This is a genomic window from Prevotella falsenii DSM 22864 = JCM 15124 (assembly GCF_000613945.1).
GTDB classification, from domain to species: domain Bacteria; phylum Bacteroidota; class Bacteroidia; order Bacteroidales; family Bacteroidaceae; genus Prevotella; species Prevotella falsenii.
Genome location: NZ_BAJY01000005.1, coordinates 72,295 through 88,622, shown reverse-complemented (window position 1 = coordinate 88,622; position 16,328 = coordinate 72,295). Strand labels below are relative to the sequence as shown.

At 39.9% G+C, this 16,328-nt stretch carries 17 protein-coding genes and 1 pseudogene; 1 reads left to right on the top strand and 17 read right to left on the bottom strand.

Annotation, left to right across the window (positions count from 1 at the left end; translation table 11 throughout):
* Position 1 precedes the first annotated feature (1 nt).
* On the bottom strand, positions 2–1,222 hold the full coding sequence (locus JCM15124_RS03410; protein WP_024998308.1) for a tetratricopeptide repeat-containing protein: 1,221 nt from the start codon (positions 1,220–1,222) through the stop codon (positions 2–4).
* Between the two features lie 93 nt (positions 1,223–1,315).
* Between JCM15124_RS03410 and JCM15124_RS16150 the strand changes: the two genes are divergently transcribed.
* Complete coding sequence (locus tag JCM15124_RS16150) at positions 1,316–1,477, top strand: hypothetical protein (RefSeq protein ID WP_198019117.1); 162 nt, start codon at positions 1,316–1,318, stop codon at positions 1,475–1,477.
* Between the two features lie 9 nt (positions 1,478–1,486).
* Here JCM15124_RS16150 and JCM15124_RS03405 read toward each other — a convergent pair whose 3' ends face one another.
* The 16 genes and pseudogenes from JCM15124_RS03405 to JCM15124_RS03325 form a co-directional block, all read right to left on the bottom strand.
* The gene (locus JCM15124_RS03405; protein ID WP_024998307.1) at positions 1,487–1,717 is read right to left on the bottom strand and encodes a hypothetical protein; all 231 of its coding nucleotides are present in this window, start codon (positions 1,715–1,717) and stop codon (positions 1,487–1,489) included.
* A gap of 4 nt (positions 1,718–1,721) precedes the next feature.
* Positions 1,722–1,976, bottom strand: coding sequence for a DUF8466 domain-containing protein (locus JCM15124_RS03400; protein ID WP_024998306.1), 255 nt, complete (start codon positions 1,974–1,976; stop codon positions 1,722–1,724).
* Between the two features lie 26 nt (positions 1,977–2,002).
* Positions 2,003–3,277 carry a PcfJ domain-containing protein gene (locus JCM15124_RS03395; RefSeq protein WP_024998305.1) on the bottom strand — a complete coding sequence of 425 codons (1,275 nt, stop codon included), beginning with the start codon at positions 3,275–3,277 and terminating at the stop codon, positions 2,003–2,005.
* Between the two features lie 16 nt (positions 3,278–3,293).
* Entirely contained in the window at positions 3,294–3,824 is a 531-nt protein-coding gene (locus tag JCM15124_RS03390) for an antirestriction protein ArdA (RefSeq protein ID WP_024998304.1), read from the bottom strand.
* Between the two features lie 23 nt (positions 3,825–3,847).
* Positions 3,848–4,264 (bottom strand): PcfK-like family protein, encoded by a 417-nt coding sequence (locus JCM15124_RS03385; RefSeq protein ID WP_024998303.1) that lies wholly within the window; start codon positions 4,262–4,264, stop codon positions 3,848–3,850.
* A 17-nt stretch (positions 4,265–4,281) separates the two neighbouring features.
* A pseudogene (locus JCM15124_RS13035) lies at positions 4,282–4,871 on the bottom strand (hypothetical protein).
* Entirely contained in the window at positions 4,868–5,164 is a 297-nt protein-coding gene (locus JCM15124_RS03375; RefSeq protein WP_024998302.1) for a hypothetical protein, read from the bottom strand. Before JCM15124_RS03375 ends, JCM15124_RS13035 begins: the two are co-directional and overlap by 4 nt.
* A gap of 11 nt (positions 5,165–5,175) precedes the next feature.
* On the bottom strand, positions 5,176–5,394 hold the full coding sequence (locus tag JCM15124_RS03370) for a hypothetical protein (protein ID WP_024998301.1): 219 nt from the start codon (positions 5,392–5,394) through the stop codon (positions 5,176–5,178).
* A 12-nt stretch (positions 5,395–5,406) separates the two neighbouring features.
* Positions 5,407–5,616 carry a hypothetical protein gene (locus JCM15124_RS17095; protein ID WP_024998300.1) on the bottom strand — a complete coding sequence of 70 codons (210 nt, stop codon included), beginning with the start codon at positions 5,614–5,616 and terminating at the stop codon, positions 5,407–5,409.
* Between the two features lie 889 nt (positions 5,617–6,505).
* Complete coding sequence (locus tag JCM15124_RS03355; protein WP_024998298.1) at positions 6,506–7,567, bottom strand: glycosyltransferase family protein; 1,062 nt, start codon at positions 7,565–7,567, stop codon at positions 6,506–6,508.
* 10 nt (positions 7,568–7,577) lie between these two features.
* Positions 7,578–8,735 (bottom strand): non-hydrolyzing UDP-N-acetylglucosamine 2-epimerase, encoded by a 1,158-nt coding sequence (wecB, locus tag JCM15124_RS03350; RefSeq protein ID WP_024998297.1) that lies wholly within the window; start codon positions 8,733–8,735, stop codon positions 7,578–7,580.
* On the bottom strand, positions 8,732–9,877 hold the full coding sequence (locus JCM15124_RS03345) for a glycosyltransferase WbsX family protein (protein ID WP_024998296.1): 1,146 nt from the start codon (positions 9,875–9,877) through the stop codon (positions 8,732–8,734). Before JCM15124_RS03345 ends, wecB begins: the two co-directional genes overlap by 4 nt.
* A 510-nt stretch (positions 9,878–10,387) precedes the next feature.
* Positions 10,388–10,942 (bottom strand): EpsG family protein, encoded by a 555-nt coding sequence (locus JCM15124_RS16400; RefSeq protein ID WP_232220065.1) that lies wholly within the window; start codon positions 10,940–10,942, stop codon positions 10,388–10,390.
* The gene (locus JCM15124_RS03335; RefSeq protein WP_232220064.1) at positions 10,942–12,393 is read right to left on the bottom strand and encodes an oligosaccharide flippase family protein; all 1,452 of its coding nucleotides are present in this window, start codon (positions 12,391–12,393) and stop codon (positions 10,942–10,944) included. The genes JCM15124_RS16400 and JCM15124_RS03335 overlap by 1 nt, the downstream gene beginning before the upstream one ends.
* An 89-nt stretch (positions 12,394–12,482) precedes the next feature.
* The gene (locus JCM15124_RS03330; protein ID WP_024998294.1) at positions 12,483–13,526 is read right to left on the bottom strand and encodes a GumC domain-containing protein; all 1,044 of its coding nucleotides are present in this window, start codon (positions 13,524–13,526) and stop codon (positions 12,483–12,485) included.
* A gap of 172 nt (positions 13,527–13,698) precedes the next feature.
* Entirely contained in the window at positions 13,699–16,326 is a 2,628-nt protein-coding gene (locus tag JCM15124_RS03325; protein ID WP_024998293.1) for an SLBB domain-containing protein, read from the bottom strand.
* Positions 16,327–16,328: the final 2 nt, after the last annotated feature.

Below are 16,328 nucleotides of genomic sequence, written 5' to 3'. Positions count from 1 at the left end.
ATTATTTATTATTACAGTTAATACTATTCTGCTTATTTTCAAGGTATGTTTCTATTTCCCAGTCTTCAGGATTCTGCTCTTTGAACTTTTGGTCATACTCCTGCTCTTTTTTTACATCTCCAAGCGCAAAATAACAGTTCGCCAATGTGGCATACTTCCATTTAAGTTCTTCGGGCTCTTCTTCCTCCAAAGTAGGAAGGATTATATCTATAATTTGCTTTCTGATTTCTTCAGCTTCAACTTGTTTATGTATTTTGTGCCGTTCATCTTTTTCGAGAATAGATTTTTGTTCCAAGCAAAGGGCATAATTCTCTCCAGTATAGTAATCTTGATGTAGAGTCCAGCCCTTCCTGTACATCTCAATGGCGTAATCTAAATAACTCTCATCTTTTGTTTCATACCATAATCTTTTATTGATGGCTCCAGTAATGCCCAACGTTTCAGTATCTGTCTGTTCCTTTATAGATGCCATTATTTGAAGTGCATTTGTCAAAGCTGGAACTTTTCCGGGCTTTTCACTTTTATATGTGCATAGAGCTTCTTGTTGAATATAAAAAATATCATTTTCTACCATTTGCCTGAGTTTATGCCATTTCTGAGCGGCTTCTTCAAAACGCTTTTCATGCATAAACCTTTTTGCTTGTTCTGAAAGAGAATATACCGTATTCTCTTTAGCCCGAAGTTCTCCTATTATTTCCTCTAAATCTTCATCAGAGATTTTGGGTTGTTCTATTTTAGGGATGTATGTGTATAGAGGGCTATCTGGCACAGGATTTTCTGTTACAGCTTTTATTATAGACTTCAATTCTCTGACACTTCTTTGAGCTTCTTTTTTAGAGATTTCATTGCCTAAATGCTCGTAAGATAAAATTCGAGTGTGTCCTAAGTCAAAAGGGATTTTACTCTCGCCTCCTTTTATTATAATGGTCGAAAAAGGTCTCAGAGCATGCCGAGTACCCAATTCATATAGGGCGTTAGCGTTGTCTGTCGTAATATCCGCAATTACTAAATCCGCTTTATAGAGCAAAGCATACATACTTCTATCAATCGTACCTGAATCCAAAATTTCATCTGCACGGATGCACTTGTAATCACAGGCTTCTGCTGACGGTTGAATTATCTTATTATATGTCGCGTCTAAATCTATTGTTCTATTTGTATAGGGGTCTTGTTTTTTTCCAAAGCCCATAATTACAAAACATATCCTTTTTCTATTTTCCATTTGCATAGTTTTATTAATGACAACTTACAACAGATAAAGCAATTAGCATACCAATAGGTTTTGTCTGCCATAAAGTCCATTCGATGCAACAAAATGGCAACATATAGAATTATCCTTACCCCAAATGACTTTTTGTTACTTTTGAGCCGTCTCAACTCACTGTCAAAAGTAACGAAGTGTTTTTCATTGGGGTTTCTTTGCTCCTTTCTTTGTCCGCCCGATGCTCACGAAAGAAAGGAGCGGTCGGCAGATTAGCCGACCGCTTTACTCTGTCCGTTCTTCTTGAACGGTTATCTGTCCCGTCCTTACTTCGGGGTGCGTGGAGAAAGCCCAATTGATTTCCTCATCAGGAAGAGTGCTGTGAATGCTTCCACCCATCACCATTCCGCAATTCTGAATGACCTTTTGCCGTGCATCCTCTCTGCTATCGGCAACCACCTCAAACACTCCCTCGAAGATATATTGCGTCCGTACTCTGTAAACTCTCTTCTTCATATTCTCAAAATTCAGCAATTAGTAATCTGTGTTCCTTCGGCTCTCCATTGGATAACCTGCGGTGGGTAAGCCAAAAATGATGCGTGCCGTAACCATAGGCAAAGAACTTGTCAAGTTGCGTTTCTTTGGCTATCCGCTTGACGGCTGACCTCAGTTCCCTCTCGTTGGCGGATAAGGTAATGGCATTGATGACCCTTATAAGGATATGGGGTATCTCGTCCGCCCAATTGCATACGATGCTTTCTATTTCTGCTTTCATATCTGTGATGTTTTGGTGATTGTTGCTTATGCTGTCGCTCTCATTCTCTGCCTTATCAGTTTGCGGTTGGCATTGACAAGGCTAACGATTTGGTCGTGATATTCCGTATTCTTGTTGCACACGCCACGACTTTGCACCACTTTGAGCGTGTCCAGATTGACCTCAATAGTTTCTATACGTTTGCCTTCAATGGTAGCCGAAAGGATAAGCGAGTTCTCTTTTAGATAGTAGGCATTGTCGAATACGCAATGGTGCATTGCCACGCTCTCCTCCAAATGTTCCTGCACACTCTCCAAAACGTGGACTTGGATTGTGCCGTCCGTGAATGAGATACCGAAGAACTTGGATTTGAGTTCGTGGAAACGCTTCTCGTCCTCCATTGCCTTTTTGCGTTTCTTCTCCTTTTCTTCCTTTTCCCTTTGCTTGCGAAGTTCGCTTTGTCTGCGGTCGTGTTCCCTATGTAGGTCGGTAGGGCAAACATATTTGGGGCTGTGTATGTCCTTGCCCGACCTTCGGAGCATATCCACATAGTCGCACCATATCGAAATATCCTCTATGTCATATCCGTTGCGAGTGGCGACTTTATAGGACTGCCAACAAGCGTCAAATGTCCTTGAATTGTTGAGGAAGTATTTCAAATGTTCGGTTCGACCTGCTTTCATCAATGTTTCCGCACGACTGTCGGACAATAGGGCAGGAATGAGAATTGTCGGTGCGATGTCGTGAAAATCGTCCCTAAAACCATTTCTGTGGAGTGCTTCCGTTGCCTTGAACTTGGGATATATCGAAGAGTATGATATATGGCGGTAGGCTTCGTTATCGTTTCTGACTGCCATAGGCGAGCAATAGGAAAAGGTGTCGATGTATCTACCCAGTACTCTCTGAACGGCAATAATCGTCTTTCGTCCTTGTGCGTTCCACCAATACTGACCAATTTCAATAACGTAGAACGTTGCTTTGCATCCTTTCTCCATTTCTGCGGAGAGGAGGAACATTCTTAATACTTGGTACTCTCCACAAGTGGTAAGTATCGTAAAGTATTGCCTCTGTCTTATCTTACGTTCAAAAGTCGTTCGGACTTGCAACTTTGCTCTACAATGAGGGCAAGTGCCATGTTCGGTTGTCTTCTCCATTATCCAACTATGCCCACAATCCATACACGTGGTACGACCTTTGGGTAATCGATAAGCGAAATGCTCTATACATTCACGAAAAGCCCACTTACATTGTGTCTTGGTTATCGGTCGTAAGTTCTTGCTCTCAGAAAGTACTGCTTTCTCAAACTTGTTTCTCGGTTTCATAATCTGTCCTCCTTAATCAGTTGTTGCGAAATACATAGCTGTCCTTGTACCAAAAGTCCGTGTCGAAAAGGTCATCAGCATATTTGGAGAAGTCGAAGTAACTCAATGCAAAATCGGATAAATCATTCTCCATTTTTGCAAGTGTCTCCGCAAAATCTTCCTTGCTTGCATAACTTCCGATATAGTCGGATTGGAAAGACTTCACAAGGCTGTAAGCGTCTTGTGTGAGGTGGGCGTTGTTGCCGTTCGCCCACATCCAAAAGGCTTCTTTCTCCGTGTCGTTCAGTCTATCCAACTCGTCCCGAAGTTCAAAGAAATTTTCATCCAAATGCCCTTCGTCTATCAGACCATCAGGTATTTCCTCCCACGCTTGGAACATATATTCGGGTTCTTCCTCGTCCTCGTGTATCTCGGAACAACGCTCCATAAAGCCGTCCAAATCGTAGAAATCCGAAAGTTCCACCCATTCGCCCTGCAATGAGCCGTTGTTGTACTTGCCATAAGTGCCTACATAGATGCGTGCTTCGTTCAAATCCTTTGCTTCCATTTCCTTTTGTTGTTTAAGGGTCGTTAAAACTCGAATAGTGAGGGTTGTGCTATCTGCTGTTCCACCTGCTTCTCCGCTTTTGGTTTCTTGGCGGTCAGTTTGCGGTATTCCTCCGCTTGGTATCGCTCGATAGCCTTTTTCCGTGCTTCTGCTTTTTCCTCCTCTGTAAGTTCGATAGTATGGTTTACCACGACTTGGCAGTTGATGGACTTGCCCACCTCTATGTTATCCTCGTCGTAATAATGCACGGCAAGGGAATATACTTCCTCATCGGACAGACCTGCACACCCCATTCTTTGGACTTCCGTCAGGATGTAGGTAATGCACTCGTCTATGTTCTTGTTTTCCTTGCGGAAATTCTCCGCAAAGAGTTCATCGTATGATGCTCGGTTCTCCAAATAACATTGGATTACGCTCTTGAAATGTTCTGTACCTTTCATTGTCTTTTATGTTTTAATCAGTTGAATAATGTTCCGTCATATAGAAACTCATAATCGTTTGCTTCGCAACTCTCGGCAAAGGCTTCCTCGCTGATTGGTACTCCATATCGTCCCTGCAAGCCTTGAAAAATCCGTCCAAGCACCTGTCCATAAGTTCGTAAAGGGTGGTGTCATCGGGGGCTTTCAGGAAATCGTATATAGGTTTCAAGATTTCATAGTCTATGTAGTAGCCCGTCAGCACACAATCGTCCGAAACAAATACACGGCTCTTGCGTTTCTTCTTGTAGTTTCTGCTCCAATAAGTTTTGGGTGGATATAAGTCTTCCCAATAGTTATTGACAAGGTATTTCAGAAGTCTTGTCCCTTTCATATTGTCTTCCTCTTCGCTGTAATGGGAAGTGAAACGATACCAATAGGTGCAACTGTCGTATGACCATCTATCCGCCTTGATATTGAATTTTCGTTCAAAGGCTTGCAAGGTCTTTCGGTTCTCGTCCGCCCAACCATAGTCGCAATGTTCTGCCCAATGGCTGTGTGCCTTTGCTTGTGACTCTCTTGTCAGTTCGTGGAGGTTATATACCTCGTATGTTCTTGTTTCCGTTCTCATATTAGTTCTGTGTTATCGGGTTTGTTATTGATGATGTCTTCTCCGTTATTAGCGAAGACTTCGATAGTCGGCTGTCCTCCGTTTTCCTCTACGGATAGACTTTCGGAGGTATCATACAAGGTCTCTCCGTCTGTGATGATGATATTCTCATCATCCTCAAAGCAAAGCACGTCCTCACCTTGCCACGACTTGACAAGGGCAACGGCTTCTTCGTAATTTTCGGCTTTTACTTCAAAGTGGGTGCGTTCCCAACAAGTAACCTTTCTGTCTTGGTAAAATCTGAATGCTTCCATTGTTGCTATTTTTAGATGGTTGCTAAAATGATTTCTTGGATATGAATGGGTTCAACTTCTGAAAAGAGATAGAGTATAAACTCCTTTCTGTCCTTCCGATCGAGTTCCTTGTATAATTCCCCAAAGGCGGATATGTTTCCGTTGAGGTAAACCGATACCATATACTCGAAGATGTTGTCCACCTCGTAGTATCTGCATTGTTGTGCGATAGTTTTGCTTCTTCTTTTCATATATCTGTTTGTTTAAGAAATGAGTAACCAAAGTATTGCCCCAATAATGAGAGCATAAGCCAAGATGTATGCTGTGATTGCCAAAGCGATGGTTAGGAGTAACCGAAATAGGAATTTTCCTGCACATATCCCTGCCAGCCAAAACCAGACGCTTCCGCCCCAAAGGAGAGAGCCTGCGAGTGCAAGTGCCACCCAAATTGATATTTTGTATCTCTGTTTCATCTTGTCTGATTTTTTTGATTTTATGCGGATTCCAGAGGTGAGGAAGTTGAGTTTCCATTTTAATGTTCTCTGTCCTCGTGTTTCCGACATTTTTTTTACGCGTCTTTCCGTCGGGTCGGTCGTTTCGTTTCAGGGGCGTAAAAGGTAGGGCTTAGGACAAACAAGGTTTTATAGCGAGAATACTACCTGCAATGAAATGGAAGTGTGGAGATTGTCGCCTAAACGGCTTGCCGCCCCGACCTTTTTTGTCCGTGAAAGCCCGGAACTACCTTTGCCGCTGACAACGAACAACCGATCCCGATGCGAAGACATAGAGTAGAATGTGGAGAGGAACACCTGAGAGGACAGAGCGAAAAAACGAAAGGCAGCCTTCACAAGAAAGACTGCCATAATCGTGAGGAATAAGACGAAAAGAATGAAAGCCGTTGTCTGAACAGACAACTATTAGAAAAGAAAAACGGAGAAAGTTTCGTCTTTCTCCGTAGATAATGTTACCTTTGCAACAGGTTATTCGAGTTATGCAAAGCGTTGTGTGTCATTGCAGAAGATAGGTCGCCAAATCATTACCTACTGCATTTCATAACTCATAAGGCTGTTCATAGCCAATTACTTAGACCTAAATGATAGATTTTTAGCAGAAAAAGTACGTACTTTTTGCCCAAAACGTAGGTACTTTTTTGCAGAAACGTAGGTACTATTCCGAAAAACGTCCATACTTTCTGCCAAAAACGTAGGTGCTTTTTCGCAAAAACGATAATGTTCTCAATGAAAAAAGTATGTACCTTTTTGTTGAAAAGATACATACTTTCAGCGAAAGTGTATATGCCTTTTTCAGGCAGAAGCCTGTATAATTTCCTTTGTGTAGCTGTCTGCACGTATCGAAACGTTCTTATCTGCAGAAAGCTAAAACCTGCTCCTCGAACAACTCGTAGTCGGAATAGAAGTCTTTAAGAAGTTTCTTTCTATTTTCTTCGTACTCCTCTTTATCGAAAGTGTTTAAGTAGGTTGTTATTTCTTCCGCAAGGTTAGATGTATTTGTAATCGCCAAGCCCAATTTATAGTTCTTTGTATATTCTCCTTGTATGGTATCGGCGGTTGTTATCATAGGCTTTCGGAAGAATATGGAGTTGTAGAAACGGTTCGACAAGGCTGTATCGTGCGAGAGCCTGCGTGGATAGAAAATGTTCATCATCGTGCTTTTACCGATGATTGAAGTTTCGTCTTTCTTGTCGTAATAGCCGGAGAATACCACATTTTTATAGTTTCCTTTCTTTGCAAATTCCTCTAAACGAGGAGCGTCTATACCTCTGCCGACGAACGAAACCAAGAAGTTTTCCCGGTTGCCCAATGCCTCGATAATGGCAGCGTTCTGCTCGTAATCTCTGATACCGCCTATCGTTAAAACGTTGATTTCCTTCTTGTTGATGGTGTATGACAAATCGTTATCGTTGATAGCCTGCTTCAATATGTTTATATCGAAGTTGTGGCTTAATACGGATTTACATACATCGGGCAGGCATTTTATGAAGCCCGGAGAGGAAACGACATGCAGCGACGACAGTTCCATAAGTTCTCCGTATATGCCTTTGAAGTTTTGCTCGATGGATAAATCGCGATAATCCAGTATGAACTTCTTCTTGTAATGTTTCTTTAAGAATGATTTCAGGAAAATAGCCACCTGAGGACCAAAGACGATGAGCTTGTCGTATTGCTCTCTTTTAATGGTCTTACGTAAAAATCTTGAATAACCCCAATAGTATAATAACTTGGCAATTTTGTTTGCCTTATCATCTATTTTGCGGGTATATCTGTATGCAGCTTCTTCTTTCAGTCCCCTCTTGTCGGCATATACGATGTCGTATTGAATGTTGTTTTTGTCTAATATGTCGGTATAAATCTTGACGTAAGGACAAAAATAAATGTTGGTTGGTAGCAGCAGTCCGAGTTTCATAATGAATTATTTATAGACTTAACAAGATATTCACAATTCTTTCGCAGGCTTTTCCATCTCCATAAGGATTAATAGCCTTTGCCATTTTCTGATACCGGGTGTGGTCTGTCAATAGTTTGCTAACGTTGCTGACAATTTTATCCTTGTCGGTTCCGACAAGAATAACAGTTCCTGCCTCAACAGCTTCGGGGCGTTCGGTGGTATCTCGCATTACCAAAACAGGCTTTTTAAGGCTGGGTGCTTCTTCTTGTATTCCTCCACTGTCTGTCAGAACAACATCTGCTTTCTCCATCATGTAGATGAAGCTCAGGTATTCCAAAGGCTCGATGAAGAACATATTGGAGAAGTGCGACAAGTCGTTGCCCAAGACTTCATGTATAGATTTGCGCACATTGGGGTTAAGGTGCATAGGATATACAAAGTCTACATCAGGGAATTGAGTTGAAAGTTCCTGAATGGCTTGTGCGATATGTATAAAGCCATCGCCAAGATTTTCGCGCCGATGCCCGGTTATTAATACCATACGTCTGTTGCTTTGCAGTCTGTCGATGTCGTAACCAAAAGTCTTTATTTCTTCTTTTAGCTTAATATCCAGCTGTTCATCAGTCTTTATTTTATTGACGACCCAATATAAACTATCGATGACGGTGTTGCCTGTGATGTGGATTGAAGCTTGACTTACGCCTTCGTTGAGCAAGTTTTCAGAACTTGTAGAAGTAGGCGCGAAGTTATAATTCGAAATTCTTCCTATCAGCTGGCGGTTTATTTCTTCGGGCCATGGGCTATATATGTTATAAGTGCGCAATCCTGCTTCGACGTGTCCAACCGGTATTTGCTGGTAGTATGCAGCCAAAGCGGCAGCCATAGAGGTAGTGGTGTCGCCGTGAACCAATACTAAATCGGGTTGGGTTTGCTTGAAAATGTCTCGTAATCCTAATAACACCTTGCTTGTAATATCATACAAATCCTGTCCTTTCTTCATGATATTCAAGTCATAGTCGGGTTTTATTTTAAATATAGATAAAACTTGGTCAAGCATTTCGCGGTGCTGACCGGTTACACATACTATTGTTTCTACTTTATCACGGTGTTTGTTTAATTCCAAGATAAGCGGTGCCATCTTTATGGCTTCCGGACGTGTTCCGAATGTCAAAAGTATTTTTTTCATAATATATTCTCCTTTATTGCATCTAAGTAAGCATGTCCGTATTTCAAATCAGGCTCAACATAATTGCCTTCGCCCCATTCGTTCCATGATTTCAAGAACAGGATTTTATGTTCTTTTGGTTTGGATTCAATTATATTCAATGCTTGTTCGATATGTTTTTTGAAATTCTCCGGTGTCGAATTTATATAAATTCCTTCACTGTTTCCTGCACGTGGTGTTCTGTCCCAGCCCGGTATAATCATAGGATATACATTATCCCATTTATCTTCAGGGGCAAAGAAGTTACTTACAACCTTTGAATATTCTAATTTGAGTGAAGGTAAGAATGGCAGCTTCTTATGTAAGATTTGTTTAACTATACGCATGGTTTTGCCTTGATAGCACATTTCTCCCCGCGATTTTCCATAAGAATTGATACCATCAAACCCTAAAGCAAGAATATTGTTATATACTTCTTTGCTATTCTCTAAATTTGGTATGACACGAGTTAAACTTCCATCGGCATTGCGTTTGATAGTTGATGTGTTAGCTATTTGTGCAATAAAATAGACTCCGGGTAATCCGGTTTCTTCTGCCAACTTTCTCCATATCTCCATAAAGATGCTTACATCTTTAAAGTGATAGGGGTCATATATTACAAAAACAGGCTTTCCGTCAATCGTAATATATCTCTTGTCTTTAAAAGCCGGAAGTACATAATTAAAATGTTCTATATAATCTTTCTCTCCGCCATATTCCATTGGAGCTATAACTTTGTTCTTTCCATCTTTCTGCCAAGTTTTTGTTGTCCATTCGTGGTTTGCCCAGCAAAGGCAGAAAGGGAAGTCGGGCTTACCCGATTTTAGAACTTCTTGGAAAGGACGTTGAAGCAGTAGTTTGCCATTTCCCATCCAATAATGATAATAGCAAAAACCTTCAATGCCATATTCTCTTGCGAATGCAGCTTGCTGTTCCCTGATTTCAGGCAAACGCAAGTCGTAGAAACCAAGGTCTGCCGGTATATGTGGTTGATAATGTCCTCTGAATTGTGGTTTTGCTTGTGCAACATTTGTCCATTCAGTAAAACCTTTACCCCATGCCTCATCGTTTTCAGGAATAGGGTGAAACTGTGGTAAATAATATGCTATAACTCTTGCTTTCATTATTGTATTTATAGTTTTACTATATTTATTAAGCCCATATGGGGCAGACCGAATGCATACAGTATAATGCAAATCATTGATATTATTAGCAGCCCTGCCCATCGTGGTTTTATAGTGTAATAGAGTGAACCTATCATATAAATATTCACAATGTAGTAAAGTTCGCTAAGGCGCAATGAGAGTACGGGGAGAAATCCTAATGATGTATAAAGAACTAATCCTATAGCATATACTTTCAGTAGGAGAGGTGCATACTTAATATTTTTCGTAATGGTTTCATGGAATATGAGAAGGAAGTAGAATATGAAAATATTCAATAGATACACAGGATTGAATAAATCTAATTTTACGATACTATCTCCTTTTTCCATAGCTTCTTGATATAATACTAGCTTGTCGCCAATAATAGGGAGGTCGGCATTGAATAATATGGATGTTCCCATGAAATAGAGGATATAACCTATAGGAACTGATAAATATAATACGAGGCGCGTTTTTTTGTTTAATGGTTTATTTCCTAAAAAAAAGTGTTGGAAATAGAGAAATTGCAGATATGTGGAATAGTCCACCGATAAAGAGAAGTAGCGCAGCTTTTTGTCTTTTCCGCTCTGCAATGTAGAGAACAGCAATTAGAAAGCAACCAGAAAGAACTCCAGCTCTGATTTGTGTTAGCTCGTGGAGTTCGTAGAAATAGCAGAGATAGATTGCAAGCATCAGAATATAATGCTCTGAATATTTTTTGAAAGCTATCATTTTCAATGATACGCCCATAATAGCATAGACGAGCAGAATAGCATGAGGAGAATCAGATATATTGTTTAATAGTGTGGCTATTAAAATAAAAGAGTACTCAACATGTTCTGTTACAGATGAATTATATGGATGCAGATATAATGTTGCGTAATTGAGAGAATCTGGATCTATTCCTATTTCGCGGAAGCCAGCAACAATAATCAAAACTATGCCTAATAGTATGAAAATTGGAAACTGTGCTCGTTTCATATATTTCTCAATGAAACATGCCAGTAGTGTAGATATGAAAACGATGGCAAGAATATATCCCATTATCTTTTTTTACTGATATAGTGATGAATAAATTTTCGTTCTTCGAGAGATATTCCAACGAAGTATGCCGCACACGTAGCGAGTACAGGTGAAAAACTGCAGACTGCAAGAAGCCGAAGTATGGTACTCTGTACTTGCGAATGAATATATATAATACCACCATAGGTGATGCAGAATGTAGCCATGGCTGGTAGGATAATCTTCCAAATATAGTTTGATAATTTGAAGTTTGGATAAATTCTCTTAAGAAGTAATAAGCGAGCTATATGCGCCATTGAGCATATTCCTATCATTATATAAAACAAATATTGTTGTGAAAACCCCATTTTAAATAAAATCCATGATATGGGAAGGCATAAAATAATCATAGATTCAACAATGATAGAGTAGTGTTTTACCTTTCCTGTTGCTTGAACAATGATGGTAATGGGGTTATGTAGCGTTAATATAATTTCATAAATGACATACAATTGCGTGAAAGTAACCATTGTGTCTGTTATATTACCTAACCATAAAGTAAGGAAAGATCTTGTTTCCACTAATAGTGGTATTGCAATGCAAATAAGTAAATGGAGCAAAACCCTATTGCTGATAGAAAAAAGTCGAGCAAGATAATCGTTTTTTTCTCCTGAGTAAGCCTTAATCATAGCAGGTCGGAAAGCAAGTACAATACTGTTGCTAAGTGTATTTAAAGCATTGTATACCTGATTTCCAATATTAAAAGCTGCATTGATAATTGGTCCAAAGAAAATATTAAGTAGTATTGTACTACCTTGTGTCATGCCTACACCTGCTAATGCTCCATAAAAGGTCCACCCTGAGAAAGTTATTAACTCTTTCAGTGTTTCTTTCGATTTAACTTTTTGGTATTTACATTCTTTATATTTATGCTTAGCTATGAAGATATATGCCAATAGGTTGAGCAGTGCTATAATGGATAACCCGACACCATAAAATATAAGATGATCGAACGGTGCCTTCTCAATATTAATAGCAACAATCAATTTTAACAAGCAATCTAATATTGAAATCAAGGCATAGATTCCCATATCCTCATGTGCAAATACAGCTCCCATATATGGGATCTGTAGGATGCTGAAAATAAATGCAATAAGCGATAGTATAAATAGCCATTGTGCTGCAGGTAGTCTGGTAATAGGAATATTCAGTTGTGTATTGACAAACCATAGTCCAATTGTACTGAGTACGATGAGAAGCAGAGCCGATAAGATAATTACCAAGTTGAGACTTGCTGAAAATATTTCTCTTAGGCGTTTAGTCTGCCCTTTGCCTATAGCGAATGAATAAAAGCGTTGTGTAGAAAGCCCCAAGACGCTGCTCAGACATGTGCTTGCAGTTACAATGCCTGCAACAGCATTAAAAACACCATAATCAGAGATCCCTAATCCATTCAGTACGCAACGAACGGTATAGAGACTTACCAATGTCATTAACAACATTCGTACAAAAAGTACGAGTGTGTTCGAGGCAATAGTCTTTGCTCCTCCTTCTATTTTTTTATCATTTAGAAAGGAAAACATCATTCCGCAAGTATTATATCACGTATTGAATATATTGTAATAATAATACATGTAATGAAGACGACCCCAATTACGAATAACATTCTCTTAGGTCCTGAAGGTTTTACAGGAACTTCTGCGCCTTGGATAGTTGTAAAAACAGGAGTGTGCTCTTGCAGCTTTGCATCAGCAGCTTTAAGTTGTGCAGTAAGAGTAGTGTAAGTGTTGTATTTCAGCTGCATATCATTTTCCAAATCGTTTTGCTTTAGTTTTATACTTTCCAGCACCACGTCTATATCGGCATCACTTATTTTCCCATATTCCTTACGCACCTTTTCGTATTCTTTCTTAGCTTGGTTTACAAGGCTCTGATAATGATCAACATCGTTTCTTAACTTCTTCGTTCTATATTCAATAATATATTTCTGTAGTTGTGTTCTTGTAGCATCTGCAAGCATTTTAGCTACCATAGGGTCTTGCGCTACTGTAGCAATGCTTATAATGCCGGTTTTTTTATCAGTACTTATTTTTATATTATCTCTCATTCCTTTTACAAGGTCATTATCAATCTTTGATAACTGGTAAGGGTTGAATTTCTCCGGAGCAAAGTTTGCTGTATTTTTAGGCGATAGCTTTTGTAACGCCCATATATAAGCTTTCTCCCACCATGTTGTTTTTGTATGGTGTTTTAGATAATCATAATAGTCTGTGTTGATTTTTTTATCAATGGTTTGCACATTTACCTTGAATAATGCTGTTGCAAAGCCATTATCTTTCATCAGGTCAGGATAAATCAAAGGAGAAATGGCATCTGCACTTTTTCCTGTTGGCAAATCGAGACCAAACGAAGAGGCTATATCTCCCAAAGCACCAACATCCATTGATGGACTCGCTTCTGGTGCCATAGCGGTCTCGCTTGTGTATGTTCTTGGTACACAAAGAATGATATAAGATGATAATGCAATAACGATTGGGAGTGTTATGAAGAATAGCTTCTTATGTTCTCTAATTCTTTTAAACACCAACCGTAAATCTATTTGTTTTACATTTTCTTCGTTTTCCATTAATTTGATGCTTTTAATATGGTAGTATTGTTAGCCTTTAAAACTAATCTATCTGTTTTATTACGTGCTCTATTGAATGGGAAACCACATACAAGCATATCTTTAAAGGACATACTTGTATATAGATACGATTTATTAATTTCGTTTTCCCTCTTCATTATACATTTACTTTCTATTTCAAGATGTTGGCAAGTGTAGCCAGCACGGCTGCCATACTTGATGTACTTGAGCCGATGGTCATAAGCTCGGCAAGACTCATCTTAGCACGCGATTTGCTTGGAACAATTATTTCGCAACCTGGTCGGACTTTCGCATTGTGCCCAACTTTTGCAAGTGTACCGTTCATATATAATATATAGGTGCGGCTTTTTTTTGCGTCAGAAGAAAATCCACCTGCTTGGTCAATGTAGTAGGCAACGTTTTTACCTTCACGGTAACTTACAGTGTTTGGATACATTACTGCGCCATTGATTTTTACAGTACCATTGTATTGTGGAATGATAATGCGGTCGCCTTCTCGAAGAATAAGGTCGGCATCGCTGCCCGGTGCTGCCAATGCTTTGTCTAATTCAATTCCGACAGGGTAACTCTCTGGAATTTCAAACTTTTTCAGCAGTGAATCTTTTGTTTGCTGTGAAGCCTGCAGAATACCGGCTGCATTCGAACTCTTTGCAGCAAGGTCGAGGAAACTCTTGTTTTCCTGTTCCATCTGCATCTTATAAACAGCTTCCATACGCATTTTCTCAATTTTGTTGGGTTTGCGTTCCAATCTTGCTCCTTGTATGTAAGCTAAATCCGTTGCACCACCTGCAGCTTTGAATATGTCTGTTAAGCGAGTATTGCGTCCTGTAAGTGAGTAGTTTCCTTCAAATAGCACTTCCCCTTCAATGCTTACATTCTGTTGTTTTGTTGTACCGGGGCTTTTGCGTACAAACACTTGGTCGAAAGGTGCAAGAATAAATCCCGGTTGTCCGTCAATGACAAAACCGTCTTTCAAACTGAATGTGAAACTTTGAGCAATGATAGAGTCGGATACCGTTGCCTGTGGATTTACAATTCTTCTTGAAATATCAACTCTTACCGTAGATGCTGTTTGCTTTAACCCACCGGCCTGCAAAATGAAATCTTCAAGTGTTTCATTATCTGCATATTTATATTTGCCGGGATATAGTACTTCTCCATAAATGGTTAGTGTCTGCTCTTCTTGTACGTCGGTTCGTGTCGGCACAAACAGTACATCTTCATTCTGTAAAGGTATGTCGGCAACTTTCCCAAGTAAGATACCTTCTACGTCTACCGAAACTACTTCCAACGTGCGGTCTGCTTTCATACGGTGCATAACTGCGTGTGGTCCGAAGGCTACTTCAGTAAGACCTTCTGCTGCTTCTACCAATGCACGTACACTGTTAATCTGTCCGCCTACTTCGTACATACCGGGGCGGAATACAGCTCCTTTTATTTCCACCATATTTTCGTAACGTGGTATAACGGAATCAACGCTGATAGAGTCTTCGTCAGAGAGCTTAAAGCGGTTCATATCGAACTCGTTTACATTGTATATGGAGTATTGGCGACCCGTTTTTCTTCTTACACGAACAGACTTCGTATAGGCATCGCCGGCAAAGCCCCCTGCATAGTTGATGAGTGCGCCAAGACTTTCGTTGCGCTTCATTTCATAATACATTGGACGTTTCACCTTTCCACTAACATTTACAAGTACCTCGTAAGCATCAACGGCAATAACGTCGTTGTCTGCCAATCGAACATTGCCCGTTAGTTTTCCACGTTTCAAGAAATCGTAAACATCGACTGTGCTTATAAGTCGTCCTTGTCTATAAACCTTAATATTACGAAGTGTGCCAAGGTCGGTGATGCCTCCTGCCATATACAACGCATTGAATACAGTTGTAAAAGCTGATAACGTGTAAGTTCCCGGTGCTTTTACTTCGCCTACCACGTTCACCATTATGGTGTGGGTTTGTCCCACTGAAAGTCTAATCTTGGAATTGGTATAACGTTTGCCTAATTTTGCCCTGATTCTTTCATTGGCTTGCTTTACGGTGAGCCCACTCACTTGGATAGGACCAAAAACGTCTAATGTAACAATTCCATCGGGTGCGACAGTCGTTTCATACGACTTTTGCGATGCACCGTAAATATCGATAAATACAGCATCGCCCGGCCCCAAACGATAGTTTGCAGGGAGTGCCATATTCATATTAGGCTCGAACGACAAGTTTTTATTGTTGAAAATATTGCGTCCCCAAACTTGCTTTTTCTTTTTCTTCATCTGCTTCACAAGGTTTTTATACATTGTGGCAGTGTCTTGTGGCAACCAATCATTCATTTCCTCTTGTATCAAAAGGAAATCTTCGTCTTCTTCATTGTATGTGTTTTGATAATCGGATTCGGAATCCAATCGCTTATTTGAATATTTGTTGGCTTCATTTTCCGAGTCTTCATAGTCTTGCATTGTTTTTTCTGCAATCTTCTTTTTGCTCATTCCCGGACGTTGCTGCCCATTGTTTTTCCTACTCCGCTCGGTATTGTTATCGTTGCTTGATGCAGCACCCAATGAAGAATTTCCTTTCTTCATCTTCTCGTATGTGTCTCTGACTCTTCTGATTTGAGAAATGTCTACACCGTTTTGCATCAGTTTGGTAACAATCTGTGTTTGCGATGTTCCCTTGTTATGCTCTTTTACAATAAACTCCATAACCTGTGTATCGGTCATACCCGATTGTGCATAAATGCTCAGGGCACTTAGCATAACAAAGAGTAAAAGGACGTATCTTTTCATAT

Coding starts and splice junctions, on each gene's coding strand:
- JCM15124_RS16400 (WP_232220065.1), bottom strand. CDS start 10,942: ATGGGATATATTCTTGCCATCGTTTTCATATCTACACTACTGGCATGT.
- JCM15124_RS03395 (WP_024998305.1), bottom strand. CDS start 3,277: ATGAAACCGAGAAACAAGTTTGAGAAAGCAGTACTTTCTGAGAGCAAG.
- JCM15124_RS03345 (WP_024998296.1), bottom strand. CDS start 9,877: ATGAAAGCAAGAGTTATAGCATATTATTTACCACAGTTTCACCCTATT.
- wecB (WP_024998297.1), bottom strand. CDS start 8,735: ATGAAAAAAATACTTTTGACATTCGGAACACGTCCGGAAGCCATAAAG.
- JCM15124_RS03355 (WP_024998298.1), bottom strand. CDS start 7,567: ATGAAACTCGGACTGCTGCTACCAACCAACATTTATTTTTGTCCTTAC.
- JCM15124_RS16150 (WP_198019117.1), top strand. CDS start 1,316: ATGGCAACATATAGAATTATCCTTACCCCAAATGACTTTTTGTTACTT.
- JCM15124_RS03335 (WP_232220064.1), bottom strand. CDS start 12,393: ATGACATTGGTAAGTCTCTATACCGTTCGTTGCGTACTGAATGGATTA.
- JCM15124_RS03405 (WP_024998307.1), bottom strand. CDS start 1,717: ATGAAGAAGAGAGTTTACAGAGTACGGACGCAATATATCTTCGAGGGA.
- JCM15124_RS03385 (WP_024998303.1), bottom strand. CDS start 4,264: ATGAAAGGTACAGAACATTTCAAGAGCGTAATCCAATGTTATTTGGAG.
- JCM15124_RS03330 (WP_024998294.1), bottom strand. CDS start 13,526: ATGGAAAACGAAGAAAATGTAAAACAAATAGATTTACGGTTGGTGTTT.
- JCM15124_RS03390 (WP_024998304.1), bottom strand. CDS start 3,824: ATGGAAGCAAAGGATTTGAACGAAGCACGCATCTATGTAGGCACTTAT.
- JCM15124_RS17095 (WP_024998300.1), bottom strand. CDS start 5,616: ATGAAACAGAGATACAAAATATCAATTTGGGTGGCACTTGCACTCGCA.
- JCM15124_RS03375 (WP_024998302.1), bottom strand. CDS start 5,164: ATGGAAGCATTCAGATTTTACCAAGACAGAAAGGTTACTTGTTGGGAA.
- JCM15124_RS03410 (WP_024998308.1), bottom strand. CDS start 1,222: ATGGAAAATAGAAAAAGGATATGTTTTGTAATTATGGGCTTTGGAAAA.
- JCM15124_RS03400 (WP_024998306.1), bottom strand. CDS start 1,976: ATGAAAGCAGAAATAGAAAGCATCGTATGCAATTGGGCGGACGAGATA.
- JCM15124_RS03370 (WP_024998301.1), bottom strand. CDS start 5,394: ATGAAAAGAAGAAGCAAAACTATCGCACAACAATGCAGATACTACGAG.
- JCM15124_RS03325 (WP_024998293.1), bottom strand. CDS start 16,326: ATGAAAAGATACGTCCTTTTACTCTTTGTTATGCTAAGTGCCCTGAGC.